Origin of the sequence: Methanosarcina sp. UBA5, from assembly GCF_002505485.1 — an archaeon.
Lineage (GTDB): Archaea > Halobacteriota > Methanosarcinia > Methanosarcinales > Methanosarcinaceae > Methanosarcina.
Genome location: NZ_DAVG01000103.1, coordinates 46,532 through 67,969, shown reverse-complemented (window position 1 = coordinate 67,969; position 21,438 = coordinate 46,532). Strand labels below are relative to the sequence as shown.

19 protein-coding genes are annotated in these 21,438 nt (G+C 40.8%); 14 read left to right on the top strand and 5 right to left on the bottom strand.

Annotated features, from left to right (window positions below; all coding sequences use genetic code 11):
- Nucleotides 1-118: 118 nt before the first annotated feature.
- Together pta and BP621_RS12050 are read left to right on the top strand one after the other, a co-directional pair.
- Nucleotides 119-1,120, top strand: coding sequence for a phosphate acetyltransferase (gene pta, locus BP621_RS12055; protein WP_292390257.1), 1,002 nt, complete (start codon nucleotides 119-121; stop codon nucleotides 1,118-1,120).
- Between the two features lie 121 nt (nucleotides 1,121-1,241).
- Nucleotides 1,242-2,468, top strand: a complete 1,227-nt coding sequence (locus BP621_RS12050) for an acetate kinase (protein ID WP_292390255.1) — start codon at nucleotides 1,242-1,244, stop codon at nucleotides 2,466-2,468.
- A 29-nt stretch (nucleotides 2,469-2,497) separates the two neighbouring features.
- Here BP621_RS12050 and BP621_RS12045 read toward each other — a convergent pair whose 3' ends face one another.
- Nucleotides 2,498-2,629 (bottom strand): hypothetical protein, encoded by a 132-nt coding sequence (locus BP621_RS12045; RefSeq protein WP_292390254.1) that lies wholly within the window; start codon nucleotides 2,627-2,629, stop codon nucleotides 2,498-2,500.
- Between the two features lie 107 nt (nucleotides 2,630-2,736).
- Between BP621_RS12045 and BP621_RS12040 the strand changes: the two genes are divergently transcribed.
- The 7 genes from BP621_RS12040 (at nucleotide 2,737) to BP621_RS12010 (ending at nucleotide 11,982) form a co-directional block, all read left to right on the top strand.
- Nucleotides 2,737-3,486, top strand: coding sequence for an acetate--CoA ligase family protein (locus tag BP621_RS12040; protein WP_292390252.1), 750 nt, complete (start codon nucleotides 2,737-2,739; stop codon nucleotides 3,484-3,486).
- A 392-nt stretch (nucleotides 3,487-3,878) separates the two neighbouring features.
- Nucleotides 3,879-4,478 carry a helix-turn-helix transcriptional regulator gene (locus BP621_RS12035; protein ID WP_292390340.1) on the top strand — a complete coding sequence of 200 codons (600 nt, stop codon included), beginning with the start codon at nucleotides 3,879-3,881 and terminating at the stop codon, nucleotides 4,476-4,478.
- Entirely contained in the window at nucleotides 4,475-5,323 is an 849-nt protein-coding gene (locus BP621_RS12030) for a hypothetical protein (RefSeq protein WP_292390250.1), read from the top strand. Before BP621_RS12035 ends, BP621_RS12030 begins: the two co-directional genes overlap by 4 nt.
- A gap of 5 nt (nucleotides 5,324-5,328) precedes the next feature.
- The gene (locus BP621_RS12025) at nucleotides 5,329-6,828 is read left to right on the top strand and encodes a HEAT repeat domain-containing protein (protein WP_292390339.1); all 1,500 of its coding nucleotides are present in this window, start codon (nucleotides 5,329-5,331) and stop codon (nucleotides 6,826-6,828) included.
- A 195-nt stretch (nucleotides 6,829-7,023) separates the two neighbouring features.
- Nucleotides 7,024-9,198 carry an S-layer protein domain-containing protein gene (locus BP621_RS12020; RefSeq protein WP_292390247.1) on the top strand — a complete coding sequence of 725 codons (2,175 nt, stop codon included), beginning with the start codon at nucleotides 7,024-7,026 and terminating at the stop codon, nucleotides 9,196-9,198.
- A gap of 395 nt (nucleotides 9,199-9,593) precedes the next feature.
- Nucleotides 9,594-10,268 (top strand): S-layer protein domain-containing protein, encoded by a 675-nt coding sequence (locus BP621_RS12015; RefSeq protein ID WP_292390244.1) that lies wholly within the window; start codon nucleotides 9,594-9,596, stop codon nucleotides 10,266-10,268.
- Nucleotides 10,269-10,635: 367 nt separating this feature from the next.
- Nucleotides 10,636-11,982 (top strand): YncE family protein, encoded by a 1,347-nt coding sequence (locus BP621_RS12010; protein ID WP_292390242.1) that lies wholly within the window; start codon nucleotides 10,636-10,638, stop codon nucleotides 11,980-11,982.
- Between the two features lie 365 nt (nucleotides 11,983-12,347).
- On the opposite strand, the gene BP621_RS12005 is transcribed toward BP621_RS12010, so the two are convergent.
- From BP621_RS12005 to BP621_RS11995, 3 genes are all read right to left on the bottom strand, one after another.
- Complete coding sequence (locus BP621_RS12005; RefSeq protein WP_292390240.1) at nucleotides 12,348-12,542, bottom strand: 4Fe-4S dicluster domain-containing protein; 195 nt, start codon at nucleotides 12,540-12,542, stop codon at nucleotides 12,348-12,350.
- 87 nt (nucleotides 12,543-12,629) lie between these two features.
- Nucleotides 12,630-12,926 carry an Hsp20/alpha crystallin family protein gene (locus BP621_RS12000; RefSeq protein WP_292390238.1) on the bottom strand — a complete coding sequence of 99 codons (297 nt, stop codon included), beginning with the start codon at nucleotides 12,924-12,926 and terminating at the stop codon, nucleotides 12,630-12,632.
- Nucleotides 12,927-13,435: 509 nt separating this feature from the next.
- Complete coding sequence (locus BP621_RS11995) at nucleotides 13,436-13,981, bottom strand: uracil-DNA glycosylase (protein WP_292390235.1); 546 nt, start codon at nucleotides 13,979-13,981, stop codon at nucleotides 13,436-13,438.
- Between the two features lie 303 nt (nucleotides 13,982-14,284).
- On the opposite strand from BP621_RS11995, the gene BP621_RS11990 reads away from it, so the two are divergent.
- The 4 genes from BP621_RS11990 to BP621_RS11975 all read left to right on the top strand — a co-directional run bounded on the left by BP621_RS11990 (nucleotide 14,285) and on the right by BP621_RS11975 (nucleotide 20,303).
- On the top strand, nucleotides 14,285-15,523 hold the full coding sequence (locus tag BP621_RS11990) for a phosphoglycerate kinase (protein WP_292390231.1): 1,239 nt from the start codon (nucleotides 14,285-14,287) through the stop codon (nucleotides 15,521-15,523).
- Between the two features lie 384 nt (nucleotides 15,524-15,907).
- The gene (locus BP621_RS11985) at nucleotides 15,908-16,510 is read left to right on the top strand and encodes a TIGR00296 family protein (RefSeq protein WP_292390229.1); all 603 of its coding nucleotides are present in this window, start codon (nucleotides 15,908-15,910) and stop codon (nucleotides 16,508-16,510) included.
- A gap of 847 nt (nucleotides 16,511-17,357) precedes the next feature.
- Nucleotides 17,358-19,955 carry a PKD domain-containing protein gene (locus BP621_RS11980; RefSeq protein WP_292390226.1) on the top strand — a complete coding sequence of 866 codons (2,598 nt, stop codon included), beginning with the start codon at nucleotides 17,358-17,360 and terminating at the stop codon, nucleotides 19,953-19,955.
- A gap of 192 nt (nucleotides 19,956-20,147) precedes the next feature.
- A complete protein-coding gene (locus BP621_RS11975) occupies nucleotides 20,148-20,303 on the top strand; it encodes a hypothetical protein (RefSeq protein WP_292390225.1) in 156 nt (51 codons plus the stop codon).
- 77 nt (nucleotides 20,304-20,380) lie between these two features.
- Here BP621_RS11975 and BP621_RS11970 read toward each other — a convergent pair whose 3' ends face one another.
- Complete coding sequence (locus tag BP621_RS11970) at nucleotides 20,381-20,839, bottom strand: Hsp20/alpha crystallin family protein (RefSeq protein ID WP_292390223.1); 459 nt, start codon at nucleotides 20,837-20,839, stop codon at nucleotides 20,381-20,383.
- Between the two features lie 184 nt (nucleotides 20,840-21,023).
- Here BP621_RS11970 and BP621_RS11965 point away from each other — a divergent pair, with 184 nt between their 5' ends.
- Nucleotides 21,024-21,179 (top strand): hypothetical protein, encoded by a 156-nt coding sequence (locus tag BP621_RS11965; protein WP_292390221.1) that lies wholly within the window; start codon nucleotides 21,024-21,026, stop codon nucleotides 21,177-21,179.
- Nucleotides 21,180-21,438 lie beyond the last annotated feature (259 nt).

Sequence of the window (21,438 nt, the reverse complement as noted above, 5' to 3'; positions counted from 1 at the left end):
CTGGATGTTCTAAATATATATTTTTTATTTTTATATATATCGCTATCCATTTTACGTAAATTTATATATTAAGACCCAGCTAACTTAAACTACTCTAATTATATAGGAGGTTGGTTGATTGGTAACATTTTTAGAAAAGATCAGTGAAAGAGCAAAGAAACTCAACAAAACAATTGCTTTACCTGAAACTACCGATATAAGAACTCTCCAGGCAGCTGCCAAGTGCCTCGAAAGAGGTATTGCAAATATCGTTCTTGTCGGCGATGAAGCAAAGATTAAGAAGCTTGCAGGAGATCTTGACCTCTCAAAAGCAAAGATTGTAAATCCTGAAACTTATGAGAAAAAGGATGAATACATTCAAGCTTTCTACGAGCTGAGAAAGCATAAGGGTGTCACACCCGAAAGTGCAGCCGAAATCATGAAAGATTACGTTTACTTCGCTGTTATGGCGGCTAAACTCGGTGAGGTTGACGGTGTAGTATCAGGTGCCATTCACTCTTCCTCAGACACGCTTAGACCTGCTGTCCAGATTGTTAAAACTGCTCCTGGTGCAGCTCTCGCATCTGCTTTTTTCATCATTGCCGTACCGGACTGTGAATACGGGTCAGATGGGACATTCCTCTTTGCTGACTCAGGTATGGTCGAAATGCCCAAACCCGAAGAAGTTGCAAATATTGCTGTGATTTCTGCAAAAACCTTTGAACTGCTGGTTCAGGACAAGCCATATGTTGCAATGCTTTCTTACTCCACTAAGGGAAGCGCCCACAGCGCTCTGACAGAAGCGACAATCGCTGCTACAAAGCGTGCACAGGAGCTCGCTCCTGACATTCCAATTGACGGTGAACTCCAGGTAGATGCAGCAATTGTTCCCAAAGTTGCAGCTTCAAAGGCTCCAGGAAGCCCTGTTGCAGGCAAGGCTAATGTCTTTATTTTCCCTGACCTCAACGCTGGAAACATAGCATACAAGATTGCCCAGAGGCTCGCCAAGGCCGAAGCTTATGGCCCTATCACCCAGGGACTTGCCAAGCCAATTAATGACCTGTCCAGAGGCTGCAGCGACGAAGACATCGTAGGTGCCGTTGCAATTACCTGTGTCCAGGCCGCAGCACAGGACAAATAATCTCAAACGTTTCTATATTTGTGAACGTTTTAGGAAGCTTTTTATTGACTTTCATATATAAAATATTTTATTGTATATATAAAACGTAAATTAAAAGCAATCTATGAATTGGGGTTTAAAGATGAAGGTATTGGTAATAAACGCAGGAAGCTCATCACTGAAATATCAGTTAATTGATATGACCAATGAGTCCCCCCTTGCAGTCGGTCTTTGCGAAAGGGTGGGAATCGACAACTCGATCATTACTCAGAAGAGGTTCGATGGCAAGAAACTGGAAAAGCAGGTTGACCTGCCAACCCACAAGATAGCTCTCGAAGAGGTTGTCAAGGCTCTTACCGATTCAGAATTTGGTGTCATCAAAGATATGGGTGAAATCAACGCGGTCGGGCACAGGGTTGTGCACGGTGGCGAGAAGTTCACAACATCTGCTTTATTTGATGCAGGTGTCGAAACAGCTATTAGAGATTGCTTTGATTTGGCTCCTCTCCATAACCCTCCAAACATGATGGGAATCTCAGCCTGTGCAGAGATAATGCCTGGAACGCCCATGGTTATTGTTTTTGATACTGCATTCCATCAAACCATGCCTGCTTATGCCTATATGTATGCTTTGCCATATGACCTCTACGAAAAGCATGGAGTACGAAGATATGGTTTCCACGGGACTTCCCATAAGTATGTTGCCGGAAGAGCCGCCCTTATGCTTGGAAAGCCTATAGAAGATACCAAGATTATCACCTGTCACCTTGGAAATGGTTCAAGTATTACAGCAGTGAAAGGCGGAAAATCTGTTGATACCAGCATGGGCTTTACCCCGCTTGAAGGAGTTGCAATGGGTACCAGATGCGGTTCCATTGACCCGGCAGTTGTCCCCTTCGTTATGGATAAAGAAGGACTGTCAAGCAGGGAAATTGATACACTCATGAACAAGAAGTCCGGTGTACTTGGAGTTTCCGGGATAAGCAATGACTTCAGAGACCTTGATGAAGCAGCCTCTCACGGCAACGAGAGAGCTGAGCTTGCCCTTGAGATCTTCGCATATAGTGTTAAGAAGGTTATTGGTGAGTATTTAGCTTCGCTCAATGGTGCAGATGCGATTGTCTTTACTGCAGGTATTGGAGAAAACAGTGCAACTATCAGAAAGAGAATTCTTACCGGTCTTGACGGCCTCGGCATAAAAATTGATGAGGAAAAGAACAAGATCAGAGGCCAGGAAATCGATATCAGTACCCCTGATGCAAAGGTAAGGGTTTTTGTCATCCCAACAAATGAAGAACTTGCCATTGCAAGGGAAACAAAGGAAATTGTTGAGACCGAAGCTAAACTACGCAGTTCGGTACCTGTTTGATAGTAAAGGAGATTTCTCCTTTACCTCTTTTATTTTTTAATTTTTAGCACACTCACTGAAAAGCTTGAATTGTATTTTCTTGTTGAAACCTGCTTTGCTGTTAAGGGTTCAATTTCTACTGTTTTTGTTCTTGTATTTCCCGCTTTTTTCCTTCTTTTCAAAAAATAACTTTTCAGCCTTCGAAAATTGGAGTCTTGAGAGTTGGAGTTTATATTGTCACAAAATTAATAACCCTAAAGAATAACTGTCCTTAAGCTGTCATATAATTATGAAGCAGGTAGATATTGTCCCTCATGTACCCAGACCAGATAGGGTATTGGTAGCCAGGATTTTTGAGGCTGCCAGAGCAAAGAACCGGCACATACTGGGCCTTGAGGCTTTTGATATTCTGAAAGCTTACGGTATTCCTGTGGTGAAGACTGCGTTTGCAAAAACTGCAGAAGATGTTATAATCGTAGCAGAAGAGAGAGGTTATCCTCTTGTAATGAAGGTCGTTTCTCCGCAGATTTCTCATAAATCCGATATTGGAGGAATCAAACTTTCTCTACAGAATGCCACTGAGGTGAAAGCTGCCTATCAGGACATGATGGATAGTATCCCAAAGAAACTGCCGGACGTCTTCCTTGAAGGTGTACAGCTTCAGCCAATGCTCTCAGGCGGCAAAGAAGTAATTCTAGGGATGGTTCATGACTCTACTTTTGGACCCATGCTGATGTTTGGGCTTGGTGGAATTTACATCGAAATTTTCAAAGATATCCAGTTTGCGATAGCCCCTGTTGACGAAAGAGAAGCCAGAGAGATGATTACAGGGATTAAAACCTATCCGCTTCTTTCCGGAATCAGGGGGGAAAAGCCTTCTGATATTGATTCGCTTGTGGACATAATTCTCAAGGTTTCGAGCCTTGTTTGCGATTTTCCGGAGATTAAAGAATTCGAGATAAACCCTGTAATGGTTTTTGAAAAAGGAAAAGGCGCACTTGCTGTAGATTTAAGGCTGATACTGAAGAATAACCTGTGACTTTTTGGGTAAAGATAAAACGTTGATCTGCAATCATTGTGCCGTTTAATCAAAACCGTTGCGCCGGTTTATCACGCCGCTGCTCGGGTTTTCGATAAAACCTTTTTTGAAAAGGTTTTCGCTCAAGCAGTTTATTTAAAAGGCTTGCTTTTCTACTCAAATTATTTCCAGTTTGTTCTCATTTTGCTGCAGTCTATTCTACTACAGGTCGATTTTTCTAATTTTTCCAAATCCTTATCAAAAACTTTTTCGCTATCAGTTGGCTGTGGTTGCAGAATTCTGAGACGTTTCAGGGCTGGTCATACTAAAATTATAACATTTGTTTCGTACATACTAGGAGTAGTAAATGAGGTGGTAAGACGACCCAGGAACGGAAAAGACTCATGCTGGCTGTGGGTATTTTGCTTATTTCGAGCACTGTAGCCATTAATCTCCTACTTGAGGATTCACCAGTGGTAATCCAGCTTGAAGGGGATACGTTCAAGGTTGTGGATATTCCGTATGTATATACTGTAAAAGAGGCATATATTCTCCTTTTTTCCGGGTTTTTTGGAGGTCTGGCGCTGGCTCAGGTTTTGCGGTCACTGGGGATTCAAGGCTCTGAGCTTTCAATAACCGGACAGGCAGCACAGGTGGCGGCTCTCAATGTTATCACAGAGAAAGCTCCAGAGAAGATTTTCGAGGTTTCGCTTGAAAATGCCCCTGTTGAGGAAACCCTGCCCAGAACTAACATCGATCCCACAGATGTCCTTCTGCGGGCTCTTGAAGGAGATGAACGGAAAGCCGTTGAACTGATTGCAGCAAAGGGAGGAAGAATTCTCCAGAATGAACTTGTGAATTCCCTCGACTTTTCCAAGGCTAAAGTTTCGCGAGTTCTAATGAACCTAGAAAGGAGAGGCATAATTACAAAGAAAAAGTACGGGCTTACAAACTGCATTTCGATATCTGATGAACTTAAGGATAACGTGGAGTTGAGGGGTGAAACGAAATGAAGAAAAGTACTCTTACTTCTATTTCGGTTGTTTTACTGGTCCTGTTTCTGGGGGGATTATGGTACTATGGAAATGGGGCCGATATAAAAATTACTGGTATGTATGCTTCTCCTTTCGGGGCAGGTGATCCTGGAAAGCTGAACATAACGCTTCAAAATAATGATTCGAAGCCTGTGGACGTGTGGCTTGAAATTGAGAACGCTTTTGTGGACGAAAATGGGACGAGCTACTCAACACCAAGGCTGATTATTTCCGATAATTCCACAAATCCATGGGATGAAGGCACAGTTTCTCTTCAAAAGCCGATCGAGCTTGTTCCAGGTAATAATTCAGTCAGTGTATGGCTCGGATATAGACTTCCAGGGGAGTACCCTGTAAAAGTTAGGGTCATTGAGAATAGCAGGCTTCTGGATGAAGGCACTTATCTTGTAAATATCCCATCTCCCGAACTACATCTTAAGCTTGAGAATGAGCTTGAGCGCAGAAATACTTCTGATGTGTATAGGATTTATGGCTACCTCATCAATTACGGGCTTAGTTCTGCAGATAAAGTGAGTACGAACTTAACTGTCACAAACGAGAAGACCGGAGAAATTGTGTTCACATCTTCCGAGTCTTATTCCGTGGGTGGACAGGATAAAACTGCACTAAGGACCTGGCCGGGTTATCCATATACAATTGTGGAAATTGCACACGGCAAGCCTTCAGGAGATTCGTATATGCCTGTAGAGAATGTGATTGTCGGGAAAGATGGGGATCATTTCCTGCTTAATGTAACGTCCCGATGGCAGAATCAGGTAACATCTGCCGAATTGCATATCCCGGTTCAGGAGGAGGGCAGGTGAAGCATATGATAAAAAGAGATGAGCTTTTCAGTTGCAAGAGCACAAAACTTTTGGTTCTTATGCTTTTGCTTTTCGGAATCTGTGCTGGCTGTCTCGGTAAAGATCCTGTAGAAGCCAGGGTGAATACATTAGTTCAGGGTCTCGGGGACCAGGACGAGAGAGTCAGTTCGGTTTCAGCTAATGAACTTTGTGAGATTGGGGAACCTGCAGTAGACCCCCTTATAAAAGCTTTAAAAGACGAGAATCCGCAGGTTCGAAGTCTTGCTGCCCAAGATCTTGGAATAATAGGTGACAAAAAAGCTACAAACTCGTTAATAGAAGCTCTTAAAGATCCGGTTCCGGAAGTTCGTATGAATGCAACTTTTTCACTTGGCCAACTTCAAGCCATTGAAGCTGTTGAGCCCCTTACTGAACTTTTGAAAGATGAAAATGGAGGGGTAGTTCGCTATACGGTAATTGCACTTGGAATGTTGAAAGATCCCAGGGCTACTGAACCTCTTTGTGAGGTTTTGAAACGCGATGATGCAGGTATAAGCTATGATGGCGATTCGGATATGCGCTATACTGGCAATTCGAATATACGCTCTGAGGCTGTATTTGCCCTTGGAGAAATAGGAGATCCACGGGCAGTTGACACCCTCCTGAATCTATTATCCGATAAAGAAATTGGGAGTTCTGCAGCTTCCAGTCTTGGCCGTATTAAAGGTGAATATGTGTTCGGGAAACTCATTAAACTGCTGGACAGCAAAAACCCTACAACCCGGACCAATGCCGTAGCTGTATATGAGCATATTCAGGATCCTGCTGCCGTTCCTATTCTGGTTCGGATGCTGAATGATCAGGTTCCAGACGTGCGCAGAGAAACTGCATATGCTTTGGGTCATTTTAAAGAGCCTGAGGAAATTTCCCAGACCGAAGAGCCCCTAATTAATGCTCTCGGAGATAGCAAAGTCGAGGTACAGGCAGCTGCCGCCGGTTCTCTTGGAAATATCGAAAGCAAAAAAGCGATACCACTTCTTGCAGAGCTCATTCAGTCTAAAGATTCTACTCTCTCCGAGACTGCTATCCATGCTCTGGGGAGATGTAAAGGTCCCGAGGCTGCAGACGCTCTTATTGCCGCTCTTGGAAATGAGAACTGGCATATAAGAACAGAAATTGTTTATTCCCTTATGGAAATCGGAGATACCCGTGCGGTTGATCCTTTGATTTCCTTGCTTGGGGATGAAAATTATAAGGTAAGACAAGGTGCTGCAATCGGACTTGGAAAAATTGGCGACAGAAAAGCGGTTGAGCCTCTTATTAAGGCTCTTGAGACCGAAAGAGAGCCGGATGTCAGAGTCTCGGAAGTTCAAGTTCTTGGGGAATTGGGAGGACCCGAAGCTATCAAAGGTTTGAGTCGGATCAGCACTGACAAAGACGAATACAAAAACGTCAGAATCAATGCAGAAAAGGCACTGGTGATACTTAAAGGAGGTGGAGCAGTGAATGCCTCCTCTTTTTATTAATTAATATATTTAGATTGTCAAGATACGGATTTAGTGAAATAAGTTTTTTGAATTTAAATAATTTCAAAATGAACCGCTTTCATAATATTTGAAATTTTTACAGTTTAGAAGTTGTTGATTACGGTTAAATGTTAAAGGGGATTCCGCTAGTTTGGAATATCCAAAAAAATACTAAAATAAGGAGGAAACAACATAATGAAGAAAAATACAGTGTTTTTGCTGGCTGCCTTTGCTACCCTAATTTCAGTTGTTGCATATAATGCAAACGCAGCAGATGATGCAAGCAGTATAACCAACGTTTGCGATATAGACGGCACCGATTATAAAAGCGAGAACTGGTCTAACGAGCAATATCCATTAATCGATTTATTTGGAGAAAAAGAGATTCCACTGTTTACCACTGATGGAAATATTGGTAATATACATGTTAACAAGCTTGCCAAGTTGATTCTTGACAGTAATGAGACTTACACCCTCAAAGACGGTGAAAAACTCGATCTTGGCAATGGATACGCTCTTGAAGCCAAGCAGATCAATATTGACAATGGGAAAATATGGTTTGAGTTCAGTAAGGATGGAAAATATATCGCTGATCAAATAGTCTCATCCAGTAATGAAGGCAATAGGACATGGACTGTTACCCTTGACAATGTTCAGGGTGAAAATAATATCGTTGTCATGAAAGTTCATATCAAGAATCTATTTGTGGGTGCGGAAACCAGAGTCGTTTGGATTGACGGCATCTGGCTTACTGACTATACAAATACCACGACTCTCAAAGTAGGAGATAAAATAGGAGAATTCACTCTTGAGAAAATCATCAGCGGAGTAAACACTTCTAACATGGGAGGTCTTGTTTTTGAAAATACTACGGGATCTTCAGTAGCTTGTAATGTTGTCGGTACCAATTATAAATGCGACAGCTGGTCTAATGTTACAGCAGACACTGTAAACTCAGCAGACACTACAAGTACAGCAGACACTGCAAACACAGCAGATAATGTAAGCAATATAACCAACGTTTGTAATGTTGTTAGTACCAGTTATAAATGGGGGCCTAATGAACAATATCCAGTGATCGATTTATTTGGAGAGAAAGAAGTTCCGTTGTTTACCACTAACGGAAATATCTCAAATGCACACGTTAACAAGCTTGCCAAGTTGATTGTTGACAGTAATGAACTTCACACTCTCAAAGACGGTGAAAAACTCGATCTCGGCCAGGGCTATGCTCTCGAAGCCAAACAGATCAATATTCGCGATAAGAAAGCCTGGCTTGAATTTACCAGGGACGGACAACATATTGCTGATCAAATTGTTTCAATCAATGACGACAATGGAACATGGACTGTTGCCCTTGACAATGTTCAGGGTGAAAAAAACGTTATTGTCATGAGAGTTCACATTAACAGTATCGGCTTATTAACAGAAGATAATGGCGTTAATGTAGTCGAATATAATGACGTCGAGATTGACGGGATATGGCTCACTGACTATGCAAATGCCAGAACACTTAAAATCGGGGATAAAATAGGAGAATTCACGCTTGAAAATATAGTCAACGGAACAAATTTATCTAACCTTGGGAGCCTTGTTTTCGAAAATGCGACTGGATCTTCTGTAGTCTGTAACATTGTTGGCACCAGTTATGAATGCGACAGCTGGTCTAACCAGTATCCATTAATCAATTTATTTGGAGAAAAACAGGTTTCATTACTTGCCAATAACGGCCCAGCATGGGATCCTCATAACGACCCAATCTGGCAATGTCATGTTGACAAGCTTGCCAGGCTCATTCTTGATAGCGATGACAAATTTACCCTGAAGACTGACGAAAATCTTGATCTCGGCCAGGGTTACAGTATCCAGGTCAGGCAGATCGACATTGAAGGAAAGAAGGCTTTGCTTGAATTTGATAAAAATGGACAATATGTAGATGGCACTATCCTTTCAACTGAACCTGATAATCAGAATTGGACTTGTTTACGTAATAATATTCAAGGCGAAGACAATATTCCTGTTCTGAAAGTCTATGTTAGCGACATATATCAAGATGGAAACGACAGTGTCGTTCAGATTGACGGGATATGGCTAGTTGATTATGCAAATGCGAGAACCCTTAAGATTGGGGATAAAATCGGAGAATTCACGCTTGAAAAAATAGTTAACGGTACAAACTCATCTAACCTGGGGAGTCTTGCTTTCAAGAACTCTCAAGCTATTGATTCTTCTTCACCTACCCCCGAAGAGGAACCAGTTGTACCCACTAATAAGAGTACAAGCCCATCTACTTTATGGTCCTTGGACATTTGGAAGTTTATCACAAGCAAATTTTTAGCTGAAGAAGAACCCAACTCTGCAAAAGCATAAAACACCACAGTATAAAAAATCAACAGACAGTTTCCAGCTCTGTAGAAATCCTCTTCAGATAGACAGAAACGGATCATCTTCAATTATCGAAAATCCAGCCCACATCTTGAGTCACATGTATTTAAGACTACTCCAAGAAGATTTCTACAAAGCCTAATTTCCTTACTTCATGTTTTTATCGGTCTAGCAATAAAATTTGGGTCTTGTCGAAAGACTTTATATTGTTCCCTAGTTTTTGATCGATATCTGTCAACGATTAGTGGAAACTATGCTAGATTTTGAAGATCCAGACAAAAAATAAAAAACTAACTACAGTTAAGGCCCCCTGGACGAATTAAAGTCCAGAGGACGTGCTTAACAACCTGCAGATAGCAGGAACAAGGAGGAACAGTAAAATGAAAAATTATAAAGCAATTGCACTGGTTGCTCTTACTCTATTAATTTCAATAGCAGTAAACACCGGAAGTGCGGCAGACAATAATTGCAGTAAAGATAGTATTTGTAGTGTTGTCAGCGCCAGTTATGAATGCAATAGCTGGTCTAATGAACAATACCCAGTAATTGATTTATTTGGAGAAAAAAACGTTCCATTGGTTGCTAATTATGATCCAATCTGGAAATGTCATGTTAACAAGCTTGCCAGGCTCGTTCTTGATAGCGGTGACAAACACACCCTGAAGACCGGCGAAAAACTTGATCTCTGCAATGGATACAGTATCCAGGTCAAGGAGATCGATGTTGACGGAAAGAAGGCTTGGCTTGAATTCGATAAGAATGGAAAATATGTAGATGATACTATCTTTTCAGCTGGTGAGAATTGGACTTGCTTCCTTGACAAAATTCAAGGCGAAGACGATGTTCCTGTCCTGAAAGTCCATGTTAGCGACGTCTCTCAAAGTGGAAACGACAGTGTTGTTCAGATTGACGGAATCTGGCTGATTGACTATGCAAATGCCAAAACCCTCAAAGTTGGAGATAAAATCGGAGGATTCACACTTGAGAAAATCGTCAGTGGAGTAAACAAATCTAACCTGGGAAGTCTTGTTTTCAGAGAAAACTCTAATAGCTAACTACCTGCACCACCCACCTTAAAAAAACAAACTAGCGTATCGATTCCAGAATGAATCCATCATTGAAAAAGAATTTATTAATTAATGAATAAATTAAGATCTCAAGTCAATGAAGGTGTTTTGGAATCGATACACTAGAAAAACATTATACAGAATTATATCTTGAGTTTTAGAGCCTGAAGTTTATAGGCTTAAAAATTAGCATAATCAGTTACCGTGAGAAGTTTATAGGCTTAAAAAAGCGGAATTTAGGTTACAGCAGGAGAAGGCGTGTATATTAATCAAATTATAACACTTATCTTATAATTATTAAATTATCATCTTGAACCAGCTACTATCATAGACAAGTACTGATCGGGGAAAATAGATGAAAAGTAAAATTATATCAATAATAGCAGTTTCCATATTTTCGTTTTCACCCTCATCTATTGTAATATTTAATAAAGCATGTAGAGGATGTAACATCTCAAAAGCTTTTGAAATAACAGCACTCTCGATTTTAATGCTATTAGGTGTCGCAGGTGCATCACCATTTGCATATGTTGCAAATATAGATGGTAACAATGTTTCTGTAATTGACACTGCTACAGACAAAGTTGTAGCTACGGTAAATACGGGAAGCAGTCCACAGGGAATTGCAGTTAGCCCGGACGGAACAAGAGTATATGTGACAAACTGCATGAGCAACAGTGTCTCTGTAATTGATGCAGTCAAAAATAAAGTAATAGATACAGTATACGTAGGAAGTTATCCTACAAGAGTTGCAGTCAATCCAGATGGAACGAAAGTGTATGTGACGAACGTTGAAAGCAAAACTATCTCTGTAATTGACACGGCAACAAACAATGTTACAGCCATAGTAAAAGTAGGTAACTATCCTATGGACGTTGAAGTCGCTCCTGATGGAAAAAAGGCATATTTGATGAACTTCGGCATTCCTCCTGACTACCAAGGTAACGTTTCTATAATTGATACAGTAACAAATACTATTACAGCGACGGTAAATGTGGAAAAAGCTCCACAGGGAATTGCAGTTAGTCCGGATGGAGCAAAGGTGTATGTGGTTAATTCTAACAGTTATCCTTACTACAAGGGTACTGTTTCTGTAATTGACACGTCGACAAACACTGTTACAGCAACAGTAAATGTGGGAAGCTGTCCTATGGGAATTGCAGTCAGTCCGGATGGAACAAGAGTATACGTAGCGGTAGATATGCCTGGTGGATACTCAGGTAAAGGTGATATTGATGTAACTTCAATTAAAGGCAGTGTTGATGTAATTGACACAGCCAAAAACGAGTTTATAGACAGAGTGAGTGTGGGATCAGCTCCTCACGAAGTTGCGGTCACCCCAGATGGAAATGAGGTTTATGTAGTGAACTATGGGAGTAACACTACTTCTGTAATTGACACAGCCACAAACAAAGTTAATACTACGGTGCCTGTAGGAGGATACCCCACTGTTGTTAAAATTGGTCCGGTAACAAAGTTCAGTTCTACTACTGAATCAAACAGTACTTTTTTTTTAAACCCTATAACTCGAACCCAGAACCAGACAAATGATACCGGGATGGCTGCAAACGTAGGAACAGTAGGTAATCAGGAACGAGAATCAATCCCTACTAAAGCATCAAAAGATGCTCCTTTTCTAAGCCCTATTTGGGTACTTGTAGCAGTACTAGGGACAGCTGTATTTGTAAAAAAGATGAAGTAATAATGCAATTATGTTGATACCTCTTGTTATTTAACCCACAGTCCTAAGCAAGGGAAATTTATTTTTTTCCCTTGCTTTTCAATCAGCCTCGAGTCTAACGTTCTAAAAATATTTATATATATTTAACACAGCCATTTGTTATATTGTGTTCCTTAATATCTTTAAAACATGCCTTATTATCCGTTTTCCTTCATCTGTGTCTTCTGGTATGCGTTTTTTACTTTTTTCAAATATCCGAGCTACTTTCCCAGAATTGGTTAGTTTTCTAGAACCCAGATTTTAGTTCGTCGCTTGAACTTGATCACTAACAGGAGAACAACCTTCTGAGAGTTAATCCCAAAGAATTACGAGGAAAATTTTTCAATTTAATCTTCAACAAGTTCAATGGCATCTTCCGGGCAGGCTTCGACACACTGATTGCATTCTATGCAGTTTTCCGGGCGGGCTACAACTGCTCTTTTCACCCTATCTATTTCTTCGATATCAAAAACTTCTGCAGGGCAAACTTCGTAGCAGGCAAGAGCCCCGGTGCACTCTTTATAGTCAATTACTGGATGCATTCTCCCTCCACCGTATTCTTTCCAGATTTAAAGCTCAATTTGCAGTGCTAATACTAATATCGATAATGGTTTCGTTACTCCGACTTTTTACTGAATTTCAACATTTACAGTCTCTGAGGTTTCCCTGTAAGGCACTATCACAAACAGTTTTCCATCACAATATCTGGCGACCGCTTTTTGAGGGACAACCCCACAGCAGAATGCGTAAGTTCCGGCGTATTCAACCCCGGTCTCTTCTCTTTTTGCTCTTATGAAAAAGCCTTCCTCAACCATCTTTAGTTCAATATTCTCTTTCTTTACTCCAGGCAGATTAATCTGGATTTCCAAGTTTCCCTTGTCATCAGAACACGAAAATACATCAGGAGACATTTTCACCATGGCCATACTACCCCCTCCCGAGGAATCTTTCCCCGGAAAACTACATAAAATAATTAATTTCGTCTGTATATCCGGGAATTTGATGTAAGGCGTTAAGGCATCTGCGTTCAGGATCTCATTTTGAAACATAGATGCTTTGACATCAGATATTTGAATATTAGATGTTACGGCACAAGATTTGAATCTTAGATGCTAAGAGATTAGATGTCAGGATCTTAGATTTACGACATTAGATCTCGATTTTTTTATTCAAACTCTTGTCCCTAACCGCCACACAAACCCAATAATAGAGTAAAAATCTCGATATTTATAATTTGTGAATTGATATATTGTTCAGAGACCGTGTCGGACCGTGTCATTCTATTTTTTGAAGGATAAAATCAACGAGTTACAAAGCTTTATTCCGGGATTCCAGAGGTGAGAACATTCAAGCTGGTAATTCTGTGGCTGGTAACTCTGTGGCTGGTAAATTTCTGTTACTTTGTTTGCAATGGCATAACTGTCGTCCGGGGCATTCAGCTCCATAACTCACGGTTTTTGTCAATGAAAGCACGCTGGGTCTCTTTCTTTGAAGACGTATAAATCAGGGCTGCAGGATGGTAAAGTTTCAGGATCATTCTTCCTTCGTGTTCTACAGGAACTCCCCATTCGAGTTTTCTTCCGGGGCAAAAGGACTTCTCGGCTGTATTGCCAAGAAGGATTATGATTTTCGGGTTAAGCAGGATTATCTGGGAAAGCAGGAAGGGTTTGCAGCACTCAATCTCGTTTGTCCTTGGCTTTCGGTTTTCAGGCGGGTGACATTTGACCGTATTTGTTACCATCCAGTCTTCTTCGGAAAGCCCCATGTACTCGATCATTTTATCCAGCTCTTTTCCTGCCCTTCCGTAAAACGGAATTCCAGTTTCATTTTCGTTTTTTCCGGGGGCTTCTCCTATGAAGAAAACTTTCGGATTACAGGATCCTTTTCCTATGACTCTTCTAATTGCACTTTTATGGAGCGGGCACCGGGTGCATTTAATTATCTCCCTTGCAACAGTTTCATATCCCGCTTCCACCATCATTCTTATTCTTTCTTCAAAATCTCTACGGTTATCCTTTTCATATGTCGTCGCCTTCTACCTCCTTTAATATTTTTTTTCTGTAATCCTATACATTATTAAATTATATGGCTAGTTTTTGCTTCAGATTTTTATCTAAAATTCGTAATCCATCTCATGAGACCTGTACACAAACAAACTTATTTATGGAAAAAATTCCATGACAAACATAAACACTATTATAATGATAAAAAATTCTCTAAAATTTACCGTCAAATTTTATTCTCTAATCTATATAAAATCTCATTCACAAAGGTGCGCTGAGGTATGACTTCTAGAAACTTTCTTACAATCGATGATTTTGACACACACGGAAAGACAATTCTTGTAAGGGTTGACCTGAACTCCCCTATGGATCCACAGGGTAATATTCTGGATGATATGAGGATCCGAAGCCATATTGCCACCTTGAAGGATCTTGAGGATGCAAAAGTTGTTTTGCTTGCACACCAGAGTAGGCCCGGAAAAAAAGACTTTACTACAATGAAGCCTCATGCCAACCTGATGTCCAAATACTTGGGAAAACAGGTTCTTTATGTAGATGATATTTTCGGAACTTACGCAAAGACTAGGATTGCTTCTATGGAAAATGGAGATGTCATCCTGCTCGAAAATGTAAGGTTCTATTCCGAAGAAAGCCTCGAAAGAACTCCAGCAGAACAGGCAAAAACCTTTCCGGTTAAAAAACTAGCACCTTTTGTGGATATCTTCCTTAATGACGCCTTTGCCGTGTCTCACAGGTCTCAACTTTCCGTAGTCGGATTTACTGAGGTTCTCCCGACAGGAGCCGGAAGGGTCATGGAAAAGGAGCTCACATCTCTTGATCGAGGGATCAAAGGAGGAGAAAGGCCAACGATTTTCGTGCTCGGAGGAGCAAAAGTCGACGATTCGCTCCGGGTGGCGGAAAATGTGCTTGCAAACGGAGGGGCGGACCGGGTACTCCTGACCGGAGTAGTAGCAAATGTGGCGCTTGCGGCATCCGGTGTAGATATTGGAAAAGTAAATCTAGACTTCATCAAATCTCAGGGCTATGAAGACCAGATCGAAAAAGCAAAAGGTATGCTTGCGAAATTCAAAGATAAAGTTGGCCTCCCCAGGGACGTGGCTTTAAATGACAATAAGAAACGGGTTGAAGTGCCTGTTTCGGAACTTAATTCCAATTCTCTCCCTATAAATGATATTGGGCTTGAAACCATTGTGAACTTTACAAGTGAAATCGAAAGTGCAAAAACTGTTATCTTAAACGGCCCTGCAGGGGTTTCCGAAGTTGCTGATTTTGCCCTTGGAACACACGAGATTATAAAAGCTGCTACTAAATCCGAGTTTTCAATCATTGGCGGTGGGCATATTTCGGCAGAAGTCGATCATCTCGGGCTTGCACACCGTTTCTCTCACATCAGTACAGGTGGTGGGGCATTAATCGATTATCTCTCAGGAGTAAAGCTTCCGGGTGTAGAGGCTCTGAAGGCTGCAGCTAAGAGATATGAGGAAGCTAAGAAATTCTAATTGCCCTGTTTCTTGCAAGTTCTGGTATTTGTGAAAATAACTTTCTATTTGGGAGTCCCTTTCTGCCGAACTCCCTGACTTTTCTTTTTTAAAACAGTTCTTCTCTTCTTCCAGTTCCTTTAAATTGAAATTCTGGAGATATACTTTAACCCGCTCTGATAAACATACTGTTAACTAGCTTCCACGTACATATTATCATACTAACCTTAATAGATCATAGCTGGCTTTGCAGCTAACAATGGTAATGCTGGTAATATTTACAGTTAGTACTGGTAATGATGGAATACTTAAAGTTGATACAAGTAATAATGGTAATAATTACATCTGATGCTGGTTAAGAGCTACAGGCAAGAATTCAAGATAAAATGAGGTGTTGGTTCAAATATGCTTACAGATGTTGAAGGCAGGGATGCAGTTAAACTTGCAAGGAAAACGATCGAATCATTCCTCTCGGAAGAAAGGCTACCGGAACCTCAGGAACTGGGTTTTGAGCTTTCGCCGGTTTTCGGGGAGAAAAGGGGGGTTTTTGTCACACTTACAGAAAGCGGGCTTCTGAGGGGCTGTATAGGGCATCCGTTTCCTGATTCGAGGCTTGAGGATGCGATTATGGATTCTGCAATTTCTGCGGCAACTCGGGACCCGCGTTTTCCTCCGGTTAGAGAAGATGAGCTGGATGAGATAGTTGTTGAGGTAACAATTCTTACCCCACCTGAAAGGATTAATGCTCCTGCAGAAGAGCTTCCTGAGCGTATAGAGATCGGAAAACATGGACTTATTGTAAAGCAGGGCTATTGTCAGGGACTTTTGCTTCCTCAGGTCGCCCCTGAGTATAATATGGATTCTATCGAGTTTCTGGGCCATACCTGCCTGAAAGCTGGCCTTTCGCCTGACGCCTGGCTCAAAGGGGCCGAAGTCTCCTGTTTCGAAGGGCAGATTTTCAAGGAAAAAGAACCACAGGGCGAGGTTATTGAGGAAAAATTGCAGTAAGGTCGAAAGTTTTGATCTCTATTTATTTGCCATGGCCCTAACTTCTACATAAATGACAGATTTAAATGAGGGGTTAAGAAGAGTACAGCTTATTAAAATGGGAAAAAGGTAACCTCACTCCTATTGATGATTTCTAGCGCAGAGGAAAACATTGCTCAAAGGATAATTTCTTGTAACATTACTTGTGGTCGAACTATTACTTTTCCTGCTTTATGGGTGTTTTTCTTGATGTATCCAAGCTTAGAATACAAGTGAATGTGACAGGGATCTCCAAATAGGATTTACGCAGTCGCCTTCTTTGCAGGTAACTCCCGAACTTTTCCATAATCTTATTCTAATGCACACTTCTGATTTTTAACTTCTGATTTTTAGCTAGTTCAAACTCAAAATACACCATGTAGACTCCACAGCTTTAACTATTCATTTTCTAAACTAAAGAAAAAAATTTATATTGTTTGAATATGTATCTTTTTTGTACTGTTGGCAGAGTTCCTGAAGGATTTCTATTCGAGCTTTCCCAAAAGCCATTTTATTCCTAATCATCAAGGATTTCCAGCATTAATTCCGTGATCATGAGCTTGATGATTATCCAAGATACGGGCTCAAGAAACAAATTTTGAATTTTGGGATAGGCTTTTAGCTCAACTGTCTAAAATGCTGCAGGTACTGACAAATATCATGCTATAACTTACCATGGACACATCAGGTAATTTCTAGCTAAGTGGGTCAGCCAACATTGGTATGTTTACTTGTAACTAGAGGAGACAAATAAATGAAAAACCGGATATTAATACTCTTTTTTCTTATGTGCCTTTCTATACTAATAAACGTCCCTACTGTTTTATGTATGACCCCCCCAACGGTCTACGTTTCGGTAGGTGGTGGCGATTTTAACTGCGATGGAACAGACGATCATGAACAGATCAATCAGGCTCTGAAGTTCGTGGCTGAAAACCCTGATTATACAACTGTTCACCTTAACGGATCGTACACGTACGTTATTAATGGTACACTTCTAATCGGCAACGATACCACTCTTGAAGGAGACTCAAATGCTGTTATCAAACTGGCTGATAACGCAGGCTGGAAACAATATGTACCCCTGATTCAGAATAATAGTTCAGGAAACCAGAATATTATTATCAGGGGCTTTGCAATTGATGGAAACAGCGAAAACAACACTAACAAAACTAACAAAGTTATTAGCGGAAATAATTATTATGACCTTATTAACTTGAGCAATTGTCAAAATGTCGATGTACATGATATGTATCTGACTAATAACCTTGGAGATGGTCTGAGAACCCATAATTGTTCTAACATAAAATTTCATGACAATGAGGCATATTTACTCGGACATGATGTTTTGTCTACCATTAAGTCTACAGATGTAGAAGCTTACAATAACAAGATAACCTGCAGTACAAACAGTGGACTGAGAGTTTACAACACAAACAATGTGTGCTTCTACAGTAACAATATTACATCTAAAGGTTCTGGAGGTGCAGGAATTCAGATTCAGAAGGAAGGAAATGGTTTTATTATGGATAATATTGAGGTGTATAATAATACTATATACAGGACTGCACTTTCTGGAATCTGGATTTTTGGATCAGGATCTTATCTCAATTCCTCGACAAATGTCCATGTTCACCATAATCAGATCTATGATACTGGAACCAGTACCAGCAGTGGTAACATTGGGGGAATAGTGTCCGATGGATTCAACGCTACTATTGAAAACAATGTAATCGATGGAGCCTATGGAGCTGGCATTGCACAGAAAAAGGTGTATTCTTCACCTCTGAATGGCTTAGGATATGTTATTATAGCGAGAAATAATATTATAACAAACACTCGAAATTCATCAGCCGGGTACGGAGTTGGCATATCTAATTTCTTTAACGATACACACTCTTTTGTTCTGCAGAACAATTGTTTATATAACAACCCTGGCGGTGATTATTCTTCAAATATATATGCAGGATCGGGGGATATACAGGCAGATCCGCAGTATGCAGACAGAAACAACCATGATTACCATTTAAAATCAAAAACAGGGCGATGGACTGGGGTCGATTGGGTAAATGACAGCGTAAGTTCCCCATGCATTGATGCAGGCTATCCTCTATCGGATTATTCTAAAGAACCGGAACCCAACGGAGGCAGAATTAACATAGGCCCGGATGGAAATACGATTTATGCCTCAAAATCAGAACTATTAACGCCAGTTGCATACTTTACTGCAGATCTTACTGTGAAGTTCATTGACACGTCCACCAACAGCCCAACCAGATGGGAGTGGGACTTTGGAGACGGAACTACCTCAATCGAGCAGAATCCTGAGCACACATTCAGTGAAGAAGGAGCGTACACTGTTACCCTAGTTGCAACAAACGATGGCGGTTCTAGCGATGTAAGATCAATGAATATCACCGTAAAATCTGTACTAACGCCACCAGTTGCAAGCTTCACTGCAAATCCGACCGTAGGAACAGTCCCTCTTACTGTGAAATTCACTGACACATCCACCCACCACCCAACCGAATGGAAGTGGAGTTTCGGAGATGGTCAAACATCAACAGTTCAGAATCCTGAACACACATTCAGTGGTGAGGAAACATACAAGGTTACCCTGATTGCAACAAATGGTGATGGTTCAAGTGCTGAAAAATCAATGGACATTAAAGTAAACCGCGTACTAACGCCACCAGTTGCAGGCTTCACCGCAAATCCAACCGTAGGAACAGCTCCTCTTACTGTGAAGTTTACTGACACATCTACCAACAGCCCAACCAGTTGGAAGTGGAATTTTAGAGATGGTCAAACATCAACAGTTCAGAATCCTGAACACACATTCAATGGTGAGGGAACATACCAGGTTACTCTGATTGCAACAAATGGTGATGGTTCAAGTGCTGAAAAATCAATGGATATTAAAGTAAACCGCGCACCGACACCGCCAGATGCAAACTTCACAGTGAACAAGACCGAAGGAACAACTCCTCTTACTGTGAAGTTTACTGACACATCCACTAACAGTCCAACTGAATGGAAATGGAATTTTGATGATGGGACTTACTCTGCCGATAAAAATCCAATCCATACCTATGCTACTGCAGGAAAATTTACTGCTACTCTGAATGTAAGCAACAAAGATGGTTATGACATCGCAAACAAGACAATAACTGTTACGGAAGTCCCTCTGGGTTCACCAATAGCAAGTTTTACAGCAACCCCTCAGACTGGACGTGCGCCTCTCACAGTTAAGTTCACAAATAAATCCAGCAACGCAGCTACAATAATGTGGGACTTTGGCGATGGAACTACCTCTACCGAGTTAAATCCAAGTCACACCTACACTAGAGGGATTTACGTAGTGAAATTAACTGTAACCAATGGCAAAGAATCAAATGCTGCAACCAAAGTAATAATTGCCGCATAGGAGCAGTAATACAAGAAGATATAGATATGTGCTAGCAAAAGTAATGGCAGGTTTGCCTGCCATTTTATTCTTATTTTTTATCTAGACAATTCTACCATTTTTCTGTAGTCAATCCAGATTGGAAATTTTTATGCGTGGCGAGCTTAGAGCCTATCAGAAAAAATTCTTAAAGTTTCTATAAATTCTTGAGTTTTGCAAAATTTTACGAGCCTGGGAGTGGATGCTCCGAATAAAATAGTAAACGAAAGAATTTTTGAACTTCTGTTTTACTGTGGGCAGTCTGCAGGCTTTCAGAATCCTATTCCTGAGCCTGCCTGCAGGTGTTTCTTGGAGCTTGAGGTTTTTTAGGCTGAAATCAAGTTAAAATCCGGCTTATCCGGATTTGTGGTACCGTGGTACTGAGTATTCTTATCCTGAGTGCCGGTTCATTCAATCTGGATTCTTTTTCCCTCTACGGCTTTTGTTTTCGGTAGGGTGACAGTTAAGACCCCGTTTTTGAGCTGCGCATTTGCTCCTTCTTCGGTTACACCGTCGGGAAGAGGAATTTCACGGTAATAGCGCATGAAAGACCGTTCTTTCCTTAGGTAACCTTCTTTTTCAGCCTCTTCTTCTTTTCCTTTCCCTGCACTGATTACTAGAACATTATCCTTTAGATTGAGCTCAACATTTTCCCTGTCAACCCCGGGCAGGTCGGTTGTCACAACTACCTTATCATCTTCTTCCATAACGTCAGTTAGCGGAGAGAAAGCTTCGGTCCCGAATCGGCTTTCCACTGCAGGAAAAGTCCTGAACATATGTTCCATATAATTCTGCATTCTCCGGACCTCATCAAATGGATCCCAGCTATACATATCACGGTCTGTTCTTTTTATTGGAAATTTCATATACAGATTCCTCCTTATACAATTCCAGGCTCTCTTGATCGCAAGCTTTCCCAATTTCAGATTTTTCGGATTTCAGGATTACTTTTCTTTCAGTTTTCCTGGGTTTTATTTGTCTTTATAGTGGTTTTGATCTGTAAATTTAGTCCAGAACAGTTGTTATCCATCTTCCCGGAGAACAGCCTGGATGAAACGGGAAAGAAACAACGGCGGAGGCCCGTTTTTACTCTTACCCGTTTTTACAGGCACGACAATGAGAGTTCAAGACTCCCACGCTCTTTTCAGAGGAAGGGACAAGTCCGTTTTTGAAGGCGGTACAGGTTCGCCTTCGGTCTGTTCGTAGATATCTATTACGTAACTGATGGGTAACACTTACAGTTCTTGTTTAATTATTCTGTAAGGGGGTTATTGTTCCCAAGTTACTATCCTATAGATAGTACTCTTAATATTTATAATTTTCTCCTAAGCCTCCCTAATAGTTCAAAAAATAGCTTATATTTCAGGAAAATTACAAAATTTTCAGGGGAAATTGATTCCAGAATATATTTCAGAACAAACTCAAGTGGTATATTTATTAATAATGTCAATCTTACCTCAAATTT

Bases quoted from the DNA above. Each gene is read 5' to 3' on its own strand.
- BP621_RS12050 (WP_292390255.1), top strand. From the start codon at position 1,242: ATGAAGGTATTGGTAATAAACGCAGGAAGCTCATCACTGAAATATCAG.
- BP621_RS12040 (WP_292390252.1), top strand. From the start codon at position 2,737: ATGAAGCAGGTAGATATTGTCCCTCATGTACCCAGACCAGATAGGGTA.
- BP621_RS12030 (WP_292390250.1), top strand. From the start codon at position 4,475: ATGAAGAAAAGTACTCTTACTTCTATTTCGGTTGTTTTACTGGTCCTG.
- BP621_RS12025 (WP_292390339.1), top strand. From the start codon at position 5,329: ATGATAAAAAGAGATGAGCTTTTCAGTTGCAAGAGCACAAAACTTTTG.
- BP621_RS12020 (WP_292390247.1), top strand. From the start codon at position 7,024: ATGAAGAAAAATACAGTGTTTTTGCTGGCTGCCTTTGCTACCCTAATT.
- BP621_RS12015 (WP_292390244.1), top strand. From the start codon at position 9,594: ATGAAAAATTATAAAGCAATTGCACTGGTTGCTCTTACTCTATTAATT.
- BP621_RS12010 (WP_292390242.1), top strand. From the start codon at position 10,636: ATGAAAAGTAAAATTATATCAATAATAGCAGTTTCCATATTTTCGTTT.
- BP621_RS12005 (WP_292390240.1), bottom strand. From the start codon at position 12,542: ATGCATCCAGTAATTGACTATAAAGAGTGCACCGGGGCTCTTGCCTGC.
- BP621_RS12000 (WP_292390238.1), bottom strand. From the start codon at position 12,926: ATGGCCATGGTGAAAATGTCTCCTGATGTATTTTCGTGTTCTGATGAC.
- BP621_RS11995 (WP_292390235.1), bottom strand. From the start codon at position 13,981: ATGATGGTGGAAGCGGGATATGAAACTGTTGCAAGGGAGATAATTAAA.
- BP621_RS11990 (WP_292390231.1), top strand. From the start codon at position 14,285: ATGACTTCTAGAAACTTTCTTACAATCGATGATTTTGACACACACGGA.
- BP621_RS11985 (WP_292390229.1), top strand. From the start codon at position 15,908: ATGCTTACAGATGTTGAAGGCAGGGATGCAGTTAAACTTGCAAGGAAA.
- BP621_RS11980 (WP_292390226.1), top strand. From the start codon at position 17,358: ATGACCCCCCCAACGGTCTACGTTTCGGTAGGTGGTGGCGATTTTAAC.
- BP621_RS11970 (WP_292390223.1), bottom strand. From the start codon at position 20,839: ATGAAATTTCCAATAAAAAGAACAGACCGTGATATGTATAGCTGGGAT.
- BP621_RS11965 (WP_292390221.1), top strand. From the start codon at position 21,024: ATGAAACGGGAAAGAAACAACGGCGGAGGCCCGTTTTTACTCTTACCC.